At 70.6% G+C, this 20,122-nt stretch carries 20 protein-coding genes; 11 read left to right on the top strand and 9 right to left on the bottom strand.

All coding sequences use genetic code 11. The features are described 5' to 3' along the window. Positions 1-3: 3 nt before the first annotated feature. Together nadC and AC3WOE_RS18125 are read right to left on the bottom strand one after the other, a co-directional pair. Complete coding sequence (gene nadC, locus AC3WOE_RS18130; protein WP_492692389.1) at positions 4-882, bottom strand: carboxylating nicotinate-nucleotide diphosphorylase; 879 nt, start codon at positions 880-882, stop codon at positions 4-6. Between the two features lie 5 nt (positions 883-887). Further along, positions 888-1,586 carry a fumarylacetoacetate hydrolase family protein gene (locus tag AC3WOE_RS18125; protein WP_492692387.1) on the bottom strand — a complete coding sequence of 233 codons (699 nt, stop codon included), beginning with the start codon at positions 1,584-1,586 and terminating at the stop codon, positions 888-890. Here AC3WOE_RS18125 and AC3WOE_RS18120 point away from each other — a divergent pair. Both AC3WOE_RS18120 and AC3WOE_RS18115 read left to right on the top strand, forming a co-directional pair. Further along, complete coding sequence (locus AC3WOE_RS18120; protein ID WP_492692386.1) at positions 1,585-2,496, top strand: septal ring lytic transglycosylase RlpA family protein; 912 nt, start codon at positions 1,585-1,587, stop codon at positions 2,494-2,496. The genes AC3WOE_RS18125 and AC3WOE_RS18120 overlap by 2 nt on opposite strands. Positions 2,497-2,528: 32 nt before the next feature. Beyond that, on the top strand, positions 2,529-3,734 hold the full coding sequence (locus AC3WOE_RS18115) for a S41 family peptidase (protein ID WP_492692385.1): 1,206 nt from the start codon (positions 2,529-2,531) through the stop codon (positions 3,732-3,734). 3 nt (positions 3,735-3,737) lie between these two features. Here the strand turns inward: AC3WOE_RS18115 and AC3WOE_RS18110 are convergent, their stop codons facing one another. After that, positions 3,738-4,478, bottom strand: a complete 741-nt coding sequence (locus AC3WOE_RS18110; protein WP_492692384.1) for an SDR family oxidoreductase — start codon at positions 4,476-4,478, stop codon at positions 3,738-3,740. Between the two features lie 51 nt (positions 4,479-4,529). Between AC3WOE_RS18110 and AC3WOE_RS18105 the strand changes: the two genes are divergently transcribed. From AC3WOE_RS18105 to AC3WOE_RS18095, 3 genes are all read left to right on the top strand, one after another. Further along, entirely contained in the window at positions 4,530-5,723 is a 1,194-nt protein-coding gene (locus tag AC3WOE_RS18105) for a GGDEF domain-containing protein (protein ID WP_492692383.1), read from the top strand. Further along, positions 5,720-6,880 carry a GGDEF domain-containing protein gene (locus AC3WOE_RS18100; RefSeq protein WP_492692381.1) on the top strand — a complete coding sequence of 387 codons (1,161 nt, stop codon included), beginning with the start codon at positions 5,720-5,722 and terminating at the stop codon, positions 6,878-6,880. Before AC3WOE_RS18105 ends, AC3WOE_RS18100 begins: the two co-directional genes overlap by 4 nt. Before the next feature lie 170 nt (positions 6,881-7,050). Then, positions 7,051-7,533: a hypothetical protein gene (locus tag AC3WOE_RS18095; RefSeq protein WP_492692380.1), complete on the top strand. Its 483-nt coding sequence runs from the start codon at positions 7,051-7,053 to the stop codon at positions 7,531-7,533. Here AC3WOE_RS18095 and AC3WOE_RS18090 read toward each other — a convergent pair. After that, a complete protein-coding gene (locus tag AC3WOE_RS18090) occupies positions 7,530-8,549 on the bottom strand; it encodes an alpha/beta hydrolase (protein ID WP_492692378.1) in 1,020 nt (339 codons plus the stop codon). The two genes, AC3WOE_RS18095 and AC3WOE_RS18090, sit on opposite strands and share 4 nt — an antisense overlap. Before the next feature lie 94 nt (positions 8,550-8,643). Here AC3WOE_RS18090 and AC3WOE_RS18085 point away from each other — a divergent pair, with 94 nt between their 5' ends. Continuing rightward, positions 8,644-9,243: a DUF4337 domain-containing protein gene (locus tag AC3WOE_RS18085; RefSeq protein ID WP_492692376.1), complete on the top strand. Its 600-nt coding sequence runs from the start codon at positions 8,644-8,646 to the stop codon at positions 9,241-9,243. Positions 9,244-9,281: 38 nt separating this feature from the next. On the opposite strand, the gene AC3WOE_RS18080 is transcribed toward AC3WOE_RS18085, so the two are convergent. Continuing rightward, complete coding sequence (locus AC3WOE_RS18080; RefSeq protein WP_492692374.1) at positions 9,282-10,169, bottom strand: LysR family transcriptional regulator; 888 nt, start codon at positions 10,167-10,169, stop codon at positions 9,282-9,284. 122 nt (positions 10,170-10,291) lie between these two features. On the opposite strand from AC3WOE_RS18080, the gene AC3WOE_RS18075 reads away from it, so the two are divergent. Further along, on the top strand, positions 10,292-10,759 hold the full coding sequence (locus AC3WOE_RS18075) for an SgcJ/EcaC family oxidoreductase (RefSeq protein ID WP_492692373.1): 468 nt from the start codon (positions 10,292-10,294) through the stop codon (positions 10,757-10,759). Then, complete coding sequence (locus tag AC3WOE_RS18070; protein ID WP_492692371.1) at positions 10,756-11,730, top strand: Bug family tripartite tricarboxylate transporter substrate binding protein; 975 nt, start codon at positions 10,756-10,758, stop codon at positions 11,728-11,730. The genes AC3WOE_RS18075 and AC3WOE_RS18070 overlap by 4 nt, the downstream gene beginning before the upstream one ends. Positions 11,731-11,775: 45 nt before the next feature. Here AC3WOE_RS18070 and AC3WOE_RS18065 read toward each other — a convergent pair whose 3' ends face one another. Together AC3WOE_RS18065 and AC3WOE_RS18060 are read right to left on the bottom strand one after the other, a co-directional pair. After that, the gene (locus AC3WOE_RS18065; protein WP_492692369.1) at positions 11,776-13,824 is read right to left on the bottom strand and encodes a M13 family metallopeptidase; all 2,049 of its coding nucleotides are present in this window, start codon (positions 13,822-13,824) and stop codon (positions 11,776-11,778) included. 89 nt (positions 13,825-13,913) lie between these two features. After that, positions 13,914-14,477, bottom strand: a complete 564-nt coding sequence (locus tag AC3WOE_RS18060) for a YdeI/OmpD-associated family protein (protein WP_492692367.1) — start codon at positions 14,475-14,477, stop codon at positions 13,914-13,916. 31 nt (positions 14,478-14,508) lie between these two features. Between AC3WOE_RS18060 and AC3WOE_RS18055 the strand changes: the two genes are divergently transcribed. Beyond that, positions 14,509-15,441 carry an NAD(P)-dependent oxidoreductase gene (locus AC3WOE_RS18055; RefSeq protein ID WP_492692365.1) on the top strand — a complete coding sequence of 311 codons (933 nt, stop codon included), beginning with the start codon at positions 14,509-14,511 and terminating at the stop codon, positions 15,439-15,441. Here AC3WOE_RS18055 and AC3WOE_RS18050 read toward each other — a convergent pair. Next, on the bottom strand, positions 15,438-15,692 hold the full coding sequence (locus AC3WOE_RS18050; protein ID WP_492692363.1) for a hypothetical protein: 255 nt from the start codon (positions 15,690-15,692) through the stop codon (positions 15,438-15,440). The genes AC3WOE_RS18055 and AC3WOE_RS18050 overlap by 4 nt on opposite strands. Before the next feature lie 195 nt (positions 15,693-15,887). Between AC3WOE_RS18050 and AC3WOE_RS18045 the strand changes: the two genes are divergently transcribed. Further along, a complete protein-coding gene (locus AC3WOE_RS18045; RefSeq protein ID WP_492692362.1) occupies positions 15,888-17,378 on the top strand; it encodes a TonB family protein in 1,491 nt (496 codons plus the stop codon). Here AC3WOE_RS18045 and AC3WOE_RS18040 read toward each other — a convergent pair. Further along, the gene (locus AC3WOE_RS18040) at positions 17,326-18,579 is read right to left on the bottom strand and encodes a hypothetical protein (RefSeq protein WP_492692361.1); all 1,254 of its coding nucleotides are present in this window, start codon (positions 18,577-18,579) and stop codon (positions 17,326-17,328) included. The genes AC3WOE_RS18045 and AC3WOE_RS18040 overlap by 53 nt on opposite strands. A 250-nt stretch (positions 18,580-18,829) precedes the next feature. On the opposite strand from AC3WOE_RS18040, the gene AC3WOE_RS18035 reads away from it, so the two are divergent. Then, positions 18,830-19,930 carry an SGNH/GDSL hydrolase family protein gene (locus AC3WOE_RS18035; RefSeq protein ID WP_492692360.1) on the top strand — a complete coding sequence of 367 codons (1,101 nt, stop codon included), beginning with the start codon at positions 18,830-18,832 and terminating at the stop codon, positions 19,928-19,930. Positions 19,931-20,122 lie beyond the last annotated feature (192 nt).

The following is a 20,122-nucleotide window of genomic DNA, read 5'->3' as shown; positions in this document are numbered from 1 at the left end:
CCTCTAGACCGGCCCGAGCACCCGCATCGAATAGTCGACAGCCCTGACATCCTTGGTCAGGCGGCCGACCGAGATGCGGTCGACGCCGGTCGCGGCGATCCAGCGCAGCTGATCCAGGGCCACGCCGCCCGACACTTCGAGCAGGGCGCGGCCGGCCGTCTTTGCCACGTTCACCGCCACGGCCTCGCGCATCTGCGCTTCGCTGAAGTTGTCCAGCAGCACGCTGACGGCGCCGGCGTCCAGCGCCTCGTGCAGCTGGGCGATGGTCTCGACCTCGATCTGGATCTCCACGCCGGCCTTCAGCGCCTGCGCGGCCTGCAGCGCCGCGCCCACGCCGCCGGCCGCGGCGATGTGGTTCTCCTTGATGAGGATGCCGGCGTAAAGCGCCAGCCGCTGGTTCTGCCCGCCGCCCACGCGCACCGCGTACTTCTGCGCCAGGCGCAGGCCCGGCACGGTCTTGCGCGTGTCGAGGATGGCGCAGCCTTTCGGATTGGTGCTCGCGCCCGCCACCGCGTCGACATGGGTGCGCGTGGTCGTCGCCGTGCCCGACAGCAGCTGCAGGAAGTTCAGCGCCGGCCGCTCGGCCGACAGCAGGGCACGGCCGTCGGCCTCGATGCGGCAGACGACGCTGTCCGCCGTCATCAGCGCACCCTCGTCGTACAGCCATTCGATGCGGGCCGTCGCGTCCAGCGCCGCGAACACGCCGTCGAACCAGTCGCGCCCGCACAGCACCGCCGCCTCGCGCACGCGCACCTGGGCCGCCACGCGCCGGCCCGCCGGCACCAGCAGGGCCGTCCAGTCGCACTTGCCGATGTCCTCGGCCAGGGCCTCGTGGATATTGCGCGATCGCGCCTGTGCCAGCGTCTCTTCGGCAGAAAACATGCCCGTCACTCCGCCGGGCCGACGGTCAGCCGGATCTCGCCCAGGCCTTCGATGCGGCCCACCAGCACGTCGCCCGGCACCACGGCACCCACGCCGGCCGGCGTGCCCGTGTAGATCAGGTCGCCGGGGTGCAGGTGGTAGAGGTGGGACAGGTTGGAGACGATCTCGGCCTGGTTCCAGATCATGTCGGCCAAGTCGCCATGCTGCTTCTCCACGCCATTGACGGCCAGCGTGATGGCGCCCTTTTCCAGCGTGCCGAGTTCGCTCTTGCGCACGATCTCGCTGAGGATGGCCGATTGGTCGAAGCCCTTGGCGGTGTCCCAGGGCTTGCCGGCCGCCTTGGCCGCAGCCTGTAGATCACGGCGCGTCATGTCCAGGCCCGCCGCATAGCCCCAGATGGCCGCAACGGCCGCTTCGGGCGAGACCTTGAACACGGGCGCGCCGATGGCCAGCACCAGCTCCATCTCGTAGTGGTAGTTGCTGGTCTCGGTGGGATAGGGCACCGTCGAACCCGAGGCGGTCAGCGCGCTGGCGGGCTTGGTGAAATAGAAGGGCGGCTCGCGCGTCGGGTCGGCGCCCATCTCGCGGGCATGATCGGCATAGTTGCGGCCGACGCAGAAGATGCGGCTGACCGCGTAACGGGCGTCCGTGCCACGCACGGCAGCGCTGGGAATCTCGGCCGGAGGAAAGACGAAATTGCTCATGGCATGGCTTCGACATTGGAGGAACAGCGCGCAGCATACTGGGCTGGCCCTGGCGCTGCTGGCGTTGGCGCTGATGACCGGCTGCGCCAGCAAGCCCACGGTACCCAGCGTCGGCATCGACCGCGACGGCCCCCTGCCCAATCCGCCGGCCGACCTGGCCAGGCTGCCCGACGCGCTGCCGCGCATCGAGGCCGTGCGCAACGGCGGCCCCAACAAGCCCTATGAGGTGGCGGGCGAGCGCTACAAGCCCATCACCGACGACGCCCCCTTCACCGAGCGCGGCCTGGCCTCCTGGTATGGCCGCAAATTCCACGGCCGGCCCACGGCCAGCGGCGAGGTCTACAACATGTATGCGATGACGGCCGCCCATCCCACCCTGCCGATCCCCAGCTATGCCCGCGTGCGCAACCCGGCCAACGGCCGCGAGGTCATCGTGCGCGTCAACGACCGCGGTCCCTTCCACAAGGGCCGCGTCATCGACCTGAGTTACACCGCCGCCCTCAAGCTCGACCTGCTGCACGGCGTCGCCGCCGTCGAGGTGAGGCGCATCACCTATGCCGAGATCCGCGCCGGCAACTGGTCCCGCCCCGCCGACGAGCCCCCGCCCGTCTTCGTGCCGGACACGCCGCCCGGCGCGCCGCAGCGCGAGACCACCGGCGTCCCACTGGCCACCGGGCCCGGCTACTGGCTGCAGTTCGGGGCCTTCGCGCGGCTCGACGGCGCCGAAAGCCTGCGCCAGCGCATCGCCGAGGCCGACATGAGCCTGATGCCACTGCTCACCATCGTTCGCGAGGCCGGCCTGCACCGGCTGCGCGCCGGCCCCTTCCCGAGCGCCGACGAGGCGCGCGCGACGGCCGCGCGATTGCGCGACGACGCCAGCCTGGAGTCGACGCTGGTCGAAAAGCGCTGAACCCCATTTCTCCCTTTCCCTCCCCTTCCGACATGGCCCGTCTTCCCGACCTCCGCTTCAGCCTCCTCACCCTGCTGCTCGCCGCCACGCCCGCCGTCCACGCGCAGTCGACCGGCAAGCTTTCACCCCTGCCCCTTGACGCGATGCAGACCCTGGCCGCGGCCTATGGGCTGATCCGCAGCGACTACGTCACCCCCGTGGACGAGAAGCGCCTGATCGCCGCCTGCACCAAAGGCATGTTCAGCGAGCTGGACAGCGCCTCGGCCTTCCTCGAAGCCCAGGCACTGGCCGACCTGAGGGGGCCGCGCCCGGCGGACTCGGCCAGCATCGGTGTCGACCTGACGCACCGGGCCGGCCTGCCGGCGATCGTCTCCACGCACGAGGGCTCGCCGGCCGAGCGGGCGGGCCTGAAGCCGCGCGACTACCTGCTCGAGATCGACGGCGAGTCGCTGGAGGAGACCGAACTCGACCAGGCCGTCGCGCGGCTGAGGGGCAAGCCCGGCAGCGAGCTGACGTTGACGATCCGCCGACCCGGCGAGTCCACGCCGCGCACGCTGAAGCTGGTGCGCGAGCCGGTGCGGCCCAAGCCCGTCACCGGCCAGCGCTGGGCGGGCAACCTCGGCTACCTGCGCGTGCGCGGCCTGCGCGAGAACACCGCCGCCGAGCTGCGCGCCGCCTTCCGCGAACTGCAGCAGGGCGGGCGCCTTACCGGCCTGGTGCTGGACCTGCGCCGCTCGCCCGGCGGCCTGCTGGAAACCAGCATCGAAGTGGCCGCGATGTTCCTGCCCGAACAGGCCGTCGTCACCCGCACCGAGGGCCGCCTGCCCGAGGCCAACCACACCTACACCGCCGACCGCGAGGAAGCCCGGCGCAAATCGCGGGCTTCTCAGGAAGCCTGGCCGGAGGAGCTGACGCGCCTGCCCCTGGTCGTGCTCGTGGATGGCGGCACGGCCTCGGGCGCCGAGATCATCGCCGCGGCGCTGCGCGACAACGGCCGCGCCAGGCTGCTGGGCAGCAAGACCTTCGGCCGCGGCAGCATCCAGACCGTTCGCCAGATGTCGCCCAACACCGCCATCAAGCTGACCACGGCCTTCTATCGCACGCCGGGCGGCCAACTGCTGCAGAACCGCGGCCTGCAGCCCGACGAAGCCCTGCCCGAACTCGAGCAGCCGGAGCTGGCCGGCAGCGATCGCGACCCCGCCCTGCCCAAGGTGCGTGCGCTGCTGGCGCGGGGCTGAACCTCAGCGCCCGCCCGCCACGTCCAGCAGCGTGCCCACCGTGTAGCTGGACGCGTCGCCGAGCAGCCAGACGATGGCCTCGGCGATCTCGTCGGGCCGGCCCAGGCGCTGGATGGGAATGGTCGTCGCGGCGGCGCCGGCATCCATGCCGCTGGCGGCGTGGATGTCCGTCTCGATGATGCCCGGCCGCACGCCGTTGACGCGGATGCCCTCGCCGATGAGCTCCCGCCCCAGGCCCTTGGTCAGCGTGTCGACGGCACCCTTGGTGGCGGCGTAGTCCACATAGATGCCGGCCGAGCCGAACTCGGCCGCGCGTGAGCTGAGGTTGACGATGGACCCGCCCGCGCCGCCGTGCCGGGTGCTCATGCGCCGTGCAGCCTGCTGGCAGCACAGCAGCGTGCCCATCACGTTGACGTCGAAGAGACGGCGCCAGCGCTCGGGCGTCATCGCCTCCAGCCGCGCCGCCGGTGCAACGATGCCGGCGTTGTTGACGAGACCCGCCAACCGCCCGCCCGCCGCGTCGAGGCGCTCGAACATCGACGCCACCTGGGCCGGGTCGGCCACATCGGCCTGCAGGGTCAGGGCGCGGCAGCCGAGTCCGTGCAATCCGGCCGCCAGCGCCTCGGCCGCGGCGCTATCCTGGGCATAGTTGATGGCCACGTCCCAGCCGGCGCGGGCGCAGCACAGCGCCGTCGCGGCGCCTATGCCTCGCGATCCCCCGGTGATCAATACCCAAGCCGACATGGCCACGATTGTGGCGGGTCGGTGAAGATGCGTGGCCCCACACCAATCTGCATGGATTTCCTCGACGTCCCGACGGTCCTCAAGGTCAGCGCCCTCTTCAATCTGATGGCGGCACTGGCGTGGCTGACGCTGGCCCAGGCCTTCCAGATCGCCCCGCGGGCCAGCCGGCTGATGGCCGCGGCCCATCTGGTGCGCATCGCCTCGCAAGGCTGCGGCAATTGCCTGGCCGGCTGGCCCGCGCTTGCGCAACAGGCCATCCCCGAGTTCGGCCTGCTGGCCTGCATGGTGCTGCTGCTGATGGCCCTGAGGCGCATGCTGCGCAGCCGCCAGCGCCCGCGCGACCTCAACGCCATCACCGGCCTGGGCATCCTCGGCATCACGCTGGGCATGGCCGCCGGCTCCGGCCTGGCGCCGCAGCTCGCCAGCACGCTCAGCGCGACCCTGCTCGGCGCTCTGGCGGTGCGCGAAGTCATCCGCGGCATCGGCCACCAGCTGTCGCGCGTCGTCACGGCCTGCACGGCCCTGCCCTTCGTGGCCCTGGTCGCCGTCGGCGTGGCCCATGCCGCCGAGCTGCTGTTCGTGCCGGGCTGGGACGACCACTTCGTCAACGGCGAGCTGCCGACGCCGGCTCGCGCGGCGCTGTGGTTCGTCATCACGGCCTGCATCACCCTGAGCCTCATCGCGCTGATGATCTGGCGCCTCATCACGCGCATCCAGCACCTCACCTACCGCGACCCGCTGACCGGTGCGCTGAACCGCCGCGCCTTCGAGCAGGCCCTCAACGAAGCCCAGGCCCAGCTGCAGCGCGGCCACGGCTTCGCGCTGGCCATGATCGACATCGACCATTTCAAGCGCATCAACGACCAGCATGGCCACCAGGCCGGCGACGCGGCCCTGCAGCACTGCGTGCGCGTCTGGCAGGCCGGGCTGCGCGAGGTGGACCGCCTCGGCCGCCTGGGCGGCGAGGAGTTCTGCGCCCTGCTGCCACTCGCCGGGCCGGACGACCTCGCCAGTGCCGCCACCGTGGCCGAGAGGTTGCGCAGCAGCCTGGCGACCCAGCCGCTGCGCTGGAAGGACGTCGAATTGCCGCTGTCGGCCAGCTTCGGCGTGGCCCTGCCGGTGGCCGGCGATGCGCGCGGCGAGATCGGCCTGGCCCGCGCCGACGCCGAGCTCTACCGCGCCAAGGCCGAAGGCCGCAACCGCGTCTGCGTGGCGGCGCTGCTGGGCGAAATGGCCGCCACATGATCACCACCACCCAGACCCAGACCCTGCTGGCCGCCATCATCCTGATCGCGGGCGTGGCGGCCTTCGTCTGGATCGCGCTGGCCCTGGTCGCGCGCATCGCGCCGCGGGCTTCGCTGGCCATGGCCGCGGCCAACGCGGCGGCTTCGGCCTCGCTGACCCTGCACGTGCTGCGCGGCGTGCTGCCCGACGCCTTGAGCTACTGGCCTGCCGACGTGCTCGCCGTCACCTCCTTCGCGCTGCTGGGCGCGGCCGTGCCCGGCATCACGACCCGCGACCTGGCCTGGAAACCCGGCGCCCTCGTGGTGGCCGCCGCGGCCCTGCTGCTACTGGCCCAACCCTATGAGGGCGACCTGCACTGGCAGGCGCGCATCGTCAACGGCGCGGGCGCCGGCCTGACGCTGATTGCAGGCATCGCGGCCTGGCGCAACCTCAGCCGCGCGGCCGGCGGCCGACGCACGCCGGCGACGCTGTCCCTGCCCCTCTTCCTCATCGCGGCGCTGATGGCGGCGCGCTGCCTGGAAACCTTCATCAACCCGGGCCGCACGCCGGGGCTGCGCGCCCCCACCGACTTCAACCTCGGCTTCCTGTGGGCCACGCTGGCGCTGGCCCTGCTGCAGAACGCGACCCTGGCCTTCCTCGTGCTGATGCGCCTCATCAACCGCATCGAGCGCCTGCTGGAACGCGACCCGCTGACCGACACCCTGAACCGCCGTGCCTTCGACCAGGCCCTGGACCAGGCCCACGCCTGGCTCAGGCGCGGCCGGGGCTATGCATTGGTGATGATCGACATGGACCGCTTCAAGCAGCTCAACGACACCCTGGGCCACGCCGCCGGCGATGCGGCCCTGCGCCAGATGGTGCAGGAGCTGCAGCCCTGCGTGCGCGAGGTGGACCGCTTCGGCCGCCTTGGCGGCGAAGAGTTCTGCGTGCTGCTGCCCGACACCGACATTGCCGGCGCCGCCCTGGTGGCCGAGCGCATGCGCATGCTGGTGGACGAAGCCCCGCTGCGCTGGCTGGAACAGGACTGGCATCTGAGCGCCAGCTTCGGCATCGCGGAGGCCGAGCGCGGCGAAGCCAGCGGCGACGTCGTGCTGGCGCGGGCCGACGCGGCCCTCTACCGTGCCAAGCACCAGGGCCGCAACGTGGTGCAGGCATGAGATGAAACTGCCCCTCGTCCAGACCTGCGCCGCTGAACGCGGGCATTCCTGGCCGGTCCCGCGCGGGGACGATGCTGAAGGCGGCATTGAGCCGCCTTCAGCATCAAGCGGGCCGGCTTGGGAACGGCCCGGCGCTCGGCCCGAATACCGCGGCACCGTCGAAAGCTGACATGAGGGCCGCCGACACCACGCAGATCCTGCTGGACTTCCTTGCCAGCATCGGCATCACCGTGCGCGATGGCGAGGTGCCGGCCGACAGCTTTCTGCCAGGCATCCGCCTCGTCGCCGGGGCCCTGGTGGTGGACCGCGCGGCGCTGCGCTGGCCGGGCGACCTGCTGCACGAGGCCGGCCATATCGCGACGACACCGGCGGCACTGCGCGCAACGCTGGACGACCAGCTCGCCGACGATCCCGCCATCCCTCATCGCGGCGAGGCCGAGGCCACCGCCTGGGCCTGGGCCGCACTGACCCAGCTCGGCCTGCCTGCGGAGCTGCTTTTCCACCCGGGCGGCTACCACGGCCACTCGGCCGGCCTGGCGCTGACCTATGCGATGGGCGTCTATCCCGGTGCGACCGGCCTGGCGCAGGCCGGCATGACCCGGCTGGGTGGCGAGGCCGGTTATCCGCGCATGCAGCGGTGGCTGCGCGACTAGGGCTGGGCGCGGCGGAAGTAGGCGTCCACGCCCTCCAGCATCTCGGCCGTCAACCGGCTCCAGTAGTGGAAGGTGTGGGCACCGGGGTCCTCGCGGTAGTCGGTCTTCTGCCCCTGGGCACTCAGCGTGGCGAGCAGCGCGCGGTTGCCGGGCAGCAGGTCGTCTTCGGTGCCGCAGCGCATCACCAGCTCGACGGGCATCTTGCCGGCGCGCCTGACCTCGGCGATCAGCTCCTGCGGATACCAGCCCGCAATCGCATAGGCATAGCCCCAGCGCTGCGGCGCGGCCAGCGGCAGCCTGACCGCGCCATAGCCACCGAGCGACATGCCGGCCACGGCAGACTGCGCCCGCGACGGCGACAGGCCGTAGCGATCCTTCAGCCAGGCCGGCAGCTCGTCGACGATGAAGCGCCCGGCGGCACCGTCGTAGCGCTGGCCGTTGTTGCTGGGCATGACGATGACGAAGGGCCTGACGCGGCCGCTGGCGATGAGGTGGTCGGCATAGCGCTCGACATGCCCGGTGCGAAACCACTGGTCGGCGTCCATGCCGCCGCCATGCAGCAGAGTCAGCACCGGCAGGTCCTGGCCGCGCCGGAAGCCCGGCGGCAGATAGACATTGACCTTGTCGCCGCGCCCGAAGGCGGCCGACGCCACCTCGTGAGTCTCGACCTGGCCGCGGCCCGCATCCGGGGGCGTCCACGCGCCCTTGCCGACAAAGATGAAGGAATGCTGGCCGCCCTGGCCATCGGCGTCGTGGTCGGGCGTGGCCGGGTCGTGCACCCAGCGGCCATCGACGACGAATTTGTAGAGCCACTGGCCCGGTGCCAGGTCCAGCTGCAGTCGCCAGACGCCCTCGGCATCGCGTGTCATCGGTCGCTTGTGCTGATCCCAGTCGGTCATCTCGCCGGCCAGGAAGACCTCGCGGGCTTGCGGCGCCACGAGCGCGAAGCCGACCGGCTCCGCTCGCACGGCGGCGCAGACGGCAAACAGCAGGAGCAGCAGCGACTTGGCTTTCATTCGGCTTGCAGAAGAACTCAAGGCCGCGAGATTGCCACAGACAGGGGCCGCGCTGAGCGCATAGTGCGGCCGCTGACCACATCGCCATCACATCATGGATCTCGATCCCAAGGACGTCATCGACCGCGCGGCCGAAGCCAAGACCCGCAGCACCGCCCGGCTGAATGCCGCCGTCGCCATCACCGTGGCCGTGCTGGCCACCTTCATGGGCATCTGCAAGGTCAAGGACGACAACATCGTGCAGGCCATGCAGCAGGCCCAGGCCGACAAGCTGGACTACTGGGCCTACTTCCAGTCCCGCACCATCCGCGCCGACGTGGCCGAGGCCTCGGCGACCCAGCTGGAGCTCGCCAAGGCCGCTGCACCCGCCGCGCAGGCTGCGGCCTACGACCAGGCCATCGCCAACGCCCGCGCCAAGGCGGCCGACCAGCTCAAGAAGCGCGACGAGCTGAAGGCCCAGGCCGAAGCCGCGCAGCAGAACTACGACGCGCTGAACTACCGCGACGACCAGTTCGACCTGTCCGACGCGCTGCTGGCCGTGGCCATCGCCATGCTGGCCGTCACCGCGCTGACGGGGCTGTGGCCGCTCTTCTTCGTGTCGCTGGTGCCGACCTTCTTCGGCATGCTGATGGGCGCCGCCGGGCTGGCCGCCCTGCCCATCCATCCGGACGCGCTGATCAAGCTGCTGTCCTAGCGCGGCTGCCTGCAGGCGCCCCGATCCCCGCAGCGCGGTCACACCACCGTGCGGGCGAACTCGACGAAAGCCCTGACCTTGGCGGGTTGGCGCCGGTGGTTCGACACGACGGCATAGACGGGTTGCCGAGGGCTTTCCCATTCGGGCAGCACGCGGCGCAACACGCCGGACTGCAGAGCTGGGCGCACGGCCAGTTCGTAGGGCCGCGCGAGGCCGCAGCCATTGATCGCGGCATCGATTGCGCCCGCGCCATCGCGGACGGCCAGCCGGATGGTGGGCGAGACGACGCGCCGTTGCGCGCCCCGCTGAATCTCCCATCGCGTGGCGGCCTCTTCATCGGGCATGGTGTAGACGATGGCGTCGTGAGTGCCCAATGCCTCGGGATCCGGCGGCGAGCCCCGCCGCGCCAGGTAGGCAGGCGACGCGCAGATGACGAATTGAGCCCAACCGAGGCGGGTTGCCATGAGGCTGGAGTCCGGCAAGTCGCCGATGCAAAGCACGACGTCCAGGCCGTGATCGAACAGCGAGGACGCGGCATTGGAAGAAATCATGTCCAGCTTCAAGTCGGGGTGCTGCGCGAGAAACCCGTCCAGACGCGGCAGCAGCGCGAAGCGCATGGCGGGATGCACGCCAAAGCGCAAGGTGCCATGCGCGCGCACCAGGCCGCGCCGGGCCGACAGCTCGCTGGCCTCGAGCTGCTGGAGCATGTCGTGGCAGCAGGCGTGGTAGGCCTCACCATCCGCGGTCAGCGACAGCTTGCGCGTGGACCGCGCGAACAGCGTGAAGCCGATCTCGGCTTCGAGCGATGTGAGGGCCTTGCTCAGCGCTGAAGGGCTGACATCGATCTCGCGGGCCGCAGCAGCGAAGCTGCCGGCCTCGACGGTGCGCACGAAGTAGGTGATGGCCCTCAACTTGTCGATGCCCATAAGGCTCCCCAAAGGATCGGCTGCCGGATTGCAGACAGTCTGGCATCAATGTCGTGCCGCCGCGGCCCTGTGCGCACCCCAAGTTTTGCATCACGATGCGCTGAACGCACCGAGCCCTTGCCATGCAAACACCGTCTTGCCCACTTGACCCCGCCAGCGCGCAAGGCCTGCGGGACCTGGCAATTCGCTGGCAGGAGGCCTGGAACCGTCACGACATGGACGCCATCGCCGCATCGATCGCAGCGGACGTGGACTTCGTGACCGTGGCCGGCCTGTGGCTTCGCGGCCGTGCCGAATTCCTTGGGCACCATCGGCAGCTGCATCGCACGCAAATGCGCGAAAGCAAGTGGACGACCTTGGGCAGCTCGGCGCGCCTGGCCTGCGCGGGGCTCGCGCTGCAGCATGTCGAATGGTGCATGGAAGGCGACCGCGATCCCGACGGCAAGGCACGCTCACCGCGGCGCGGTGTCTTCACGTGGGTGGTCTCGCTGGAGGGCGGGCCGACGATTCTGGCGGCGCACAACACGAATCTCGCCCCCCATGTGACACATCGGCTGACGCCGACACCTGACCTTCAAGGCTCCCCATGAATCTGAAACTGCATCCGGCGCTGCTGCTGGCCCTGTGCCAATGCGTCAGCCTCGACGCCCACGCCCAAGGCTTCCCCGACAAGCCCGTGCATCTCATCGTGGGCGCCGGCGCGGGCAGCTTCCCCGATCAGGTCGCGCGCCGCTTGGCCGAGGGCCTGTCGGCGCAATGGGGGCAGCCGGTCGTCATCGACAACCGTCCGGGCGCCGGTGGCATCGCTGCGATGAGCGGGTTCGCCAAGGCACCGGCCGACGGCTACACGCTGGCGCTTGCCACGATGTCGCAGCTGGTCTTCAACCCCCATCTGTTCCACGACCTGCCCTACGACGTCGTGCGGGACGTTCAACCCGTGGGCACGGTCATGAGCGGCGCGATGATGATCGTCGCGCATCCCGGCTTCGCGGCACGGTCGCTGGGCGAGCTGGTCTCGATCGCGCAACGCAAGCCTGGCGATGTCGACTTCGCGGTTCCCGCCAACGCGAGCCCGCCGCACGTCGTGCTGGGCATGCTCATGGCGGTCACGCACACCTCCTTCTCGGTCGTTCCCTACAAGACAGGCGCCGACGCCGTGGTGCAGGTGGCATCTGGCCAGGTGCCCTTGTTCATCGACGCGGTGCCCGTCCTGGCCGGGCTGGTGCAGAGCGGCAGGCTGCGTGCGTTGGCCGTCACGGGAAGAACGCGCGTGGCGCAGTTCCCCGACGTTCGCACAGTGGCCGAGCAAGGCTATCCAGGCTTCAATGGCGAGGCCTGGATGGGTTTGGTGGCCCGGCCCGGGACGCCCGAAGCGGTGCTCAAGCGCCTGAACGAAGGGCTGGCCAACGCCGTGAACTCGGATGCGTTGCGCCAGTTCCTGGAGACAGCCGGCGCCCGCGCACAGGCCACCACGCCCGAGGAGTTTGCGACCCTCATTCGCAATGACTCCCGGCATTGGGGCCCCGTGATCCGCGATATGCACCTGGTGCTGGACCACTGAGGCGCCCCGAGGGCGACGCGGGCCGACACCGTCAGCCCGCCAGCATCACCACACCTTGCAGTGCTCCCCCGCCTTCTTCACCAGCTTGGCGCCCGGCTTGCACGCGAAGGCCTTCTCGAACTCCGGCATGTTGACGACGACGCCGTTGATGCGCCACTTGGCCGGCGAGTGCGGGTCGATCTTGGCCTGCACGCGCAGGGCCTCGGGGCGGGCGTCGGCGCAGTCCCATTGCGCGAAGCCGACGAAGAAGCGCTGCTCCGGCGTCAGGCCGTCGCGGTTCTCCAGCGTCTTGCCGGTCATGTGCGCCTTCCAGGCTTCCCAGGCCAGGATCAGGCCGCCGAGGTCGGCCAGGTCTTCGCCCAGCGTCAGCTTGGAGTTGATCTTGATGTCGTCGACGACGGTGTAGGTGGCGTACTGGTCGGACACGCAGGCGGCGCGCTTCTCGAACTCCTGGCCGTCCTTCTTGGTCCACCAGTTCTTCAGATTGCCCTGGGCGTCGAACTGGCGGCCTTCGTCGTCGAAGCCATGGGTCAGCTCGTGGCCGATGGTGCCACCGGTGTTGCCGTAGTTGGGTGCCTCGTCCAGCGCGGCGTCGTACAGCGGCGCCTGCAGGACCGCGGCGGGGAAGTTGATGTCGTTCATCTGCGCGTCGTAGTACGCGTTCACCGTCTGCGGCGTCATGCCCCACTCGCCGCGGTCCAGCGGCTGGCCGATCTTGGCCAGGCGGCGCCTGGCCTCGAAGGCGTTGCCGCGCATCACATTGCCGAGGAAGTCGCCCGGCTGCACGGCGAAGCCCGCGTAGTCGCGCCAGCGCTCGGGGTAGCCCACCTTGTTGACGATGGCCTTCAACTTGGCGTGGGCGCGGGCCTTGGTCTCGGCGCTCATCCAGCTCAAGCTGTCGATGGAGCGGCCCATCGCGACCTCGATCTCGTCGGTCATCTGCACGGTGGCGGCCTTCAGGTCGGGCGTGAAGTTGCGCGCCACGAACTCCTGGCCCAGGGCCTCGCCAAGCTGCACGTCGACCAGCTGCACGCAGCGCTTCCAGCGCGGCTTGAGCTGGGGCGTGCCGTGCAGGGTCTGGCCGTAGAAGTCGAAGTTGGCCTGCACGAAGGCGTTGTCCAGGGCGGGGCTGAGGCTGCTGGCCAGCTGCCAGCGCAGATAGGTCTTCACGTCGGCCAGGCTCATGGTCTTGAGCCGCGCGCCCAGGGCCTTGAAGAAGGCCGGCTCGGTGACGTTGTAGCGCTCATGCCAGGGCGCCGTGCCGAGAGCCGCCTGGTAGGCGGCCCAGTCGAAGCCGGGCATCAGTGCCTTCAGGCCGCGCGCGTCGACGACGTGGAAGGTCTTGTAGGGATCGCGCTGGTCGACCTTGGACAGGGACGCCTTGGCCAGCACCGTCTCGGTGGCCAGCACGCTGAGGGCGCCCGCCTTGGCGGCCTCGGGCGCATCGCCCAGCAGCTCGAACAGGCGGGCCACATGGGCCTGGTAGGCCGTGCGGATCTTGGCCGTCTTGTCGTCGCGCTTCAGGTAGTAGTCGCGGTCGGGCAGGCCCAGGCCGCCGGCCGAGGCGAAGGCGATCTGGCGCGTCGCATCGGCGAAGTCCTGGCCGGCGCTGAAGCCGAAGAAGAGGCGACTGTTGCCGGCAGCCTGCTGCATTTCGGCCAGCAGCACCGGCAGGTCCTTCTTGTCCTTCAGCGCGCCAATGCGGTCCAGCAGCGGCTGCAGACCCTTCAGGCCGGCGTTCTGCACGGCACCCTCGTCCATGCAGGCGGCGAAGTAGTCGCCCAGCTTGGCCTGGGTGGCGCTGCGCTCGGCGCCCGGCTGGCCCAGCTTGTTCAGCACGCCCCAGAGATAGCGCTGGTTCTCGTTGGCCATCTTGGCGTAGACCGACCAGCGTGACTGGTCGGCCGGGATGGGGTTGCCCTGGGTCCAGGAGCCGCAGGCGAACTTGTAGAGGTCCTCGCAGGGGTCGGCCGTGCGGTCCATGGCCGTCACGTCCAGGCTGGGCGTGTAGGGCAGGGCGTCGAGCGGGGTTTCACCGGCGGCGTGGGCGGCCAGGGTCGCCGAGAGCAGCGCGGGCAGCAGCAGTCGTTTCATGGTGGAGCGGGAAATTTGAAGTGGCGTGATTGTGGGCGCGGCCGCGCGGCCAGCCATTCGGCATGCCCCCGGACGGGATCTGGGGCGCCTTATTCCAGGCGCCGGCCCTCGAGGGCCGCTTTGATGAGCAGTTCCAGCCGGCGGTCGCGGGTCGCCTCCTGCTTGGCGCTCAAGACGCGGCGCAGCATCTGACGCCGCCAGCCCGGCGGCTGGGCCTCGAACCAGGCCCAGGCCTTGCGGTGGCGCCGGAAGCGCTTCTCCAGCTCGGGCGGCAGCACTACCTCGCCCTCGTGCTCGTAGGAGTAGATGATGCTGCGCCGCTCGGTCCGCTTGTCGAAGGCCGCCAGGCCCGCCGGCCGCATGCGGCCCTCGGCCGTCAGCACCGCCACGCGATCGATGTTGACGCGGCTCCAGATCGAGGTCGGCCGGCGCGGCGTGAAGCGGATCTGGTAGCGCAGTTCGTCCACGCGCTTGCGCACGCCGTCGATCCAACCGACGCACAGGGCCTCGTCGACCGACTGCGGCCAGGTCATGCTGGGAATGCCGGTATCGACCTTGTGGAAGCCGACCACCAGCTCGCCGGCTTGATCCGCATGCTCGGCCAGCCAGGCACGGAATTCCTCGGGCGAGGCGAAGTAGACGGGTTCGGCCATGATGGGCGCATTCTGACCCCGGCCCCCCGCCATGCTGACCCTGCTCCTCCTCGTTCCCATCGCCGCCGAACACAAGGCCCTGCTGCTCGAGCGCTTCACCGTCGTCGAGGCCCCGGACCCGGCCTCGCGCGCCGCCGCCATCGCGGCCCGCGGTGCCGACTTCGAGCTGGTGCTGACCAACGGCAGCGTCGGCTTCACGGCGGCCGAGATCGCCGCCTGTCCGAAGCTGAAGCTGCTGGCCGCCCTGGGCGCCGGCTACGAGAACCTGGACGTGGCGGCCGCCAAGGCAGCGGGCGTGCTCACCAGCAATGGCGCCGGCACCAACGACGACTGCGTGGCCGACCACACCCTGGCCCTGCTGCTGGCCAGCGTGCGCGCCCTGCCCCAGCAAGGTGTCGCCCTGCGCGCCGGCGTCTGGCGCGACGACCTGCCGCTGTTTCCCAACTTCAGGGGCCGGCGCCTGGGCATCGTCGGCCTGGGCGGCATCGGCCTGAAGATCGCTGCACGCGCCGCCGCCTTCGGCATGGTCATCGGCTATCACAACCGCCGTCCGCGCGAGGGCGCCGGCGACGCGACCTGGTTCGACAGCGTGACGGCCCTCGCGGCCTGGGCCGACGACCTCGTCGTGGCCACACCCGGCGGCGCGGCCACCCGGCACATCGTCAACGCCGAGGTGCTGGCGGCCCTGGGCGCGGGCGGCCATGTCGTCAACATCGCCCGTGGCAGCTGCGTGGATACCGCCGCCCTGGCCGCGGCGCTGCAGGCCGGCCGGATCGCCGGCGCGGCCCTGGACGTCTACGAGAGCGAACCCAGGCCGCCCGAGGCCCTGCTGGCTTTCGACAACGTCATCCTGACGCCCCATGTGGCGGGCTGGTCCCCGCAGTCCATCCGGGCCACGGTGGAGAACTTCATCGCCAATGTGCAGGCCTGGCAGCGCGGCGAGGCGCTGCGAACGCCCATTTAACGACGCGACTCCACCACCACGGTTTCATCCCGCGCCGCGTACTGGCGGCGGCTGCCCTCTTCCAGCGCCACCTCGGCGGCCAGGCGCCCCATCTGGGTGCTGGCCAGGGCCTGCAGCGCCTGCAGCTCCGGTTCGTCGGGCATGCGCGTGTCCTGCGCCAGCACGGGCTCCACCCGAGCCGGCCGTCGGCGCGCGAACAGCGAGCTGAGGGTCAGCAGGTGATACGGCGTCTTGGGCAACAGGGGTTTCATGGGACCTCCCGGGGCGGCGTTTTTGCAGTGAATCGCAGGCTTGTCTGGAACAGACGTCTTTGCGACCCGGGTTGCGACAGGCCGGCCCCCTTATTTCGGGGTGCCCCCCGGATCGGCCGGTACGGCTGATGACAATGGACGCATGCGCTGCCAGGCCCTCCCCGAGCTGAACCGCCCCCGCCTGATGGGGCCGGCTTGAGCCGCTGGTCCAGCCATCCCTCCCGCGTGCCGACGCTGGTGCCCTGGCCGCGGCGACGCGCGCCGTCCCGCCCCTGGCTGGCCTGGGGCGTCTCGCTGGTCTTCCACGCCCTGCTGTTGAGCCTGACCTTCGGCGGCGCAAGCCTGGGCCTGCCGGGCCTGAGCCTGCCCTGGCAGGCCCGACGTGCCGAGGTGCCGGACCTGCACGTCGTGCTCGTCACCCCGGCACCCGCGCCGGCCGCGCAAGCGCAGCCGCTGCCGGCGCCAGCCACGCCCCCCACCGAAGCTCAGACCCCGGTCGAGGCCGCGGCAGCGCCGGCCACCTCGACCACCATCGAGGCGCCACCGCCGGCACCGACACCACTCGCCATGATTGCCGTCGAGCGCCCGCGCGACCCGACCTGGACGGTGCCGCCCGCCCTGCCGGCCTCGGCGCCCGTGGTGGCCGCCCTTGCCGCCGAGTCCAGCGCGCTGACCGCGCTGACCCGTGACGACAGCGCCCGCCCCGTCCAGGACCGCGAAGCCCGCGAGCGCGCCGCCGAGCTGGCGCAGCTGGCGCGCGCCGGCGGCGAAACCCAGCAGCAGGCCCAGCAGCAGACCGAAAAACTCGCCGCGGCCCAGGCCGAGGCGGAGCGGCTCGAAGCCGCCAAGCAGGAGGCAGCGCGCAAGGAAGCGGCACGGCAAGAGGCGGCCAGGCTGGAGACGGAGCGCCAGGCGGTCGCGAAGCAGGAAGCCGCACGCGCCGAAGCCGCCAGGCTGGAAACGGAACGCCGCGCCGCGGCCCAGCAGGAACTCGCGCGGCAAGAGGCGGCACGCGTCGAGGCCGCTCGAGCGGAAGCGGCCCGTCAGGAGGCCGCACGCCAGGACGCGGCTCGCCAGGAAGCCGCCCGCGCCGAGGCCAGCCGCCAGGCCGCCGAAAACGCCCGGCAGGAAGCGGCGCGCCAGGAGGCCGGCCGCCAGGAAGCGGCACGCCAGGAAACCGCTCGCGCCGCGGCGGCCAAGCTGGCCGAGGCCAAGGCCGCCGAGGAACAGCGCGAGGCCCGGCTGCGCGCCATCGGCCAGCAGCTCAACGACGAGGCCGCGAAACGTGACGCCGCCCGCCAGGCCCAGGACACGCGCCCCTCGTCCTGGAGCAGCCTGCGCCGCGGCCGCCTGTGGGGCCGCGCCGACGCCAATGCCGAGATGGTGCTCTATGCCGAGGCCTGGGCCCGCAAGATCCAGTTCAACCAGACCTTCGACCTGGTCCGCGAGGCCTTGAAGCAGCCCTATACCGACCCGCTGGTCACGGTCGCCATCCGCGCCGATGGCACGGTGGAGTCCGTCAGCTTCTACCGCTCCAGCGGCGTGCCGGCCCTGGACGAGGCCATCCGCAAGGTCATCGAGAGCCAGGCCAACTACCCGGCGTTCCCGCCGGCCCTGGCCCGCGAATACGACGTCATCGAGATCCGCCGCACCTGGCATTTCGATTCGGCGATCCGGCTGTACTGAGGGCGCCGCGCCAGGACTCGGGCTGCGGGGCCCAGCCCGCGGGCGAGGACGCCTCCACCAAGCCCGCCGCAAAGACACCCAGGTCCACCCCCAGCAGCTCGCGCGCGGCGGCAGCGCCGGCGTCCGTCGCATGGGCGGCCGCACGCACGAAGCCGGCAAAGCCGTCCCAGTCCCGCGCCATCTGCTCCACCAGGATGCGCGCCAGCTCATAGGACAGCAGCGTGTCGTCGTCGGCGCGAAGAAAGGACTCGCCCGACCACAGCAGCTGCACCTTGGCCGCGCTCCAGTGCTCGCGCAGCAGGGCATGCAGCTCCAGGGCCGTATGTAGCGACGGCCGAGGGCCGGCAACGCGGCGCTCGCTGTTGACGGCAATGCCCTCGTCCAGCCAGCGCGGCAGTCTCAGGTGGGCCAGTGCGCTGTGCGTCAACTCGTGGGCAATGACCGGCTCGATGAGGCCCAGTTGGGCGCTCACGACGACGAAGTGCGGGCAGCCCGCGTCGATGAACATGCCGCCCGAGACGGCGAACTCGCCGTCCGGGTAGTAGAGCGAGACATAGCGGTAGTAGTCGTCCTCGCTGTCCAGCACCAGCACGAGGCTGCGCTGGCCCGCAGGAAAGCTCGCCAGGGAGCCAAGCAGGCGCCCGACGCGCAACTTGGCCGTACGCACGTAGTCGGCGGTGGCCCGCTCTTCGCGCTCCGTCAGCGGCGACAGCACGAAGGCCTCGTCCGTTGCCAGCAGGCCCATATGAGGTCCCAGCGCCTCGCCCAGATGCAGCAACCAGGCCCGACGCCCGTCCTCGAGCGCGGCGACGTATTGCTCATCGCTCGCCGACTTCGCCTCGTCGCCCCGTGCCCACAGCTCCAGGGCCCGCCAGTCCAGCACCGGCAGCTCATGACCCCACTGCAGATGGTCCATGAAGGAGAAGGGGACACCACCCGACGGGTGCACCAGCTCCTGCGGCGCGGGGACCCGTCCATGATGCTGCTCGCGCCCGCCCGCATCGGCGACGACCTGGTCCACGACACGGCGCCACGGCGTGGACAGGAAGGCGATGAAGGCGCCCCCCATCGGGAACAGCCAGATCGCCGCCAGCAACATGCCCACCGGCAGGCGCACCCGCCGCCCCGTCGCGACGACGCGGCGCGACACCAGCACATTGACGACCAGCAAGGCCGCCACAAAGGCGATGAATTCGGTCATGAGAAGGTCGGGGCCGCGGCAGTCGCGGTGAACGGCGAGTGCGCGATCTTCGCCGCCGCCTCGACATCGCGATGCGGTCGTATTACCCGTGTTCCCCTGTCCCTCATGCTGCAGCGCACACAAAGGGAATGTCCCCAATTCACCCCGCAGACGCGGTGCTAGCGTGAGGTGTTGTTCGTGGTTCCGGCCTTGCCGACGCGCGGCCGGACGCTCTGTTCGTTCCCCGCAAACACAAGGCTAGGAGACACAGATGAGGACTTCCCTTCGCGCAGCCCTGGGCCGCGCCGCCTGCCGACTGGGCGTGCCACTGCTGGCGGCCCTATGCGCCACACCGGCCTCTGCCAGCACGCTGACCCAGAACGTGTCCTGGACCATCGACCGCGCCGGCACGACGGCCAAATACCGCATCGTGGCCTATGGCGATTCCATCTATGCCGGCTACAACGGCTCGGTGCTGAACGCCGCCAAGTACTCGGCGCCCACCGTCGACGCCGAATACCTCGCGGCCAAGTGGAATGCCAGCATCGAGAGCGTGCGCCGCGCCAAGTCGGGCGCCGTCGCCTCCGATGTCTACAGCAACAAGATCGTCGCCGAGAAGTCCTATATGCAGGCGGCGTCCACCCGCGTCGTCACCTTCGAGATGTGCGGCAACGACGGCCTGCAGGCGCGTTCCGCCTTCAAGAGCCAGACCGGGACCTGCAACTACGCCGGCATGGACGCCGCCGTGAACAACTGCAAGACCTATGTGGCCGCGGCCATGGACTTCATCAACGCCAACGCCTACGCGGGCGTCAAGCTCAAGCAGATCTCCAATCTGCACTACCCCGGCTACAACGCCGACAACACCCAGAGCAGCTGCAAGGACGCCACGACGGGCGCCGCTGTCAACATGCGCGACCGCTTCCTGCCCAAGCTGGCGACGATGAACTACTGGATGTGCGAGTACGCCCGCCAGAAGGGCTTCAACTGCGCGGACAACTTCGCGCAGTACATGGGCGCCGACTACGACAGCAACGGCGACGGCGTCATCGACTCCGAAGCCCTGCGCTGGGTGCCCGGCGAGAGCGAGGCCAGCTATGTGAACCGCATCACGGTGACGCTCAAGCCCACGCTGCGCGACGCCAACACCAAGTTCGTCTCGGCCAGCAGCAGCTACGACTACATCCAGTCCGACGACACCCACCCGACCTACAGCGGCGGCACCGTGTCGGCCGGCATCTTCGGCGGCACCACCGGCTCGGGCGCGGCGCGCTACACCACCATCAGCAACGGCAAGAATCCGATCTGGAACCAGTACGGGCATGAGCGCATGGGCTGGGCGATCTCGACGTCCAACCCCGCCGCACCATGAGCTGAAGGCAGACCCTCATGACGCGACCGCGCGAGCGCAAGCCGAACACCTGGGGGCCCTCGCCCTGGGTGCTGGGCATCGCCCTCGCCGCCGTGGCGGGCGGGCTGGCCTGGTGGTGGGCGGCGGGCCCCCCCCCCCCCGCCCCCGCCGCGCCCCCCCCGTGTCGCAGTGGGCCACCCAGCCGCTGCCCCA

The sequence above is a fragment of the Roseateles sp. FW305-36 genome (genome assembly GCF_058787015.1).
The sequence above is the reverse complement of the archived record's forward strand: the minus strand, read 5'-3'. Positions and strand labels throughout refer to the sequence as shown.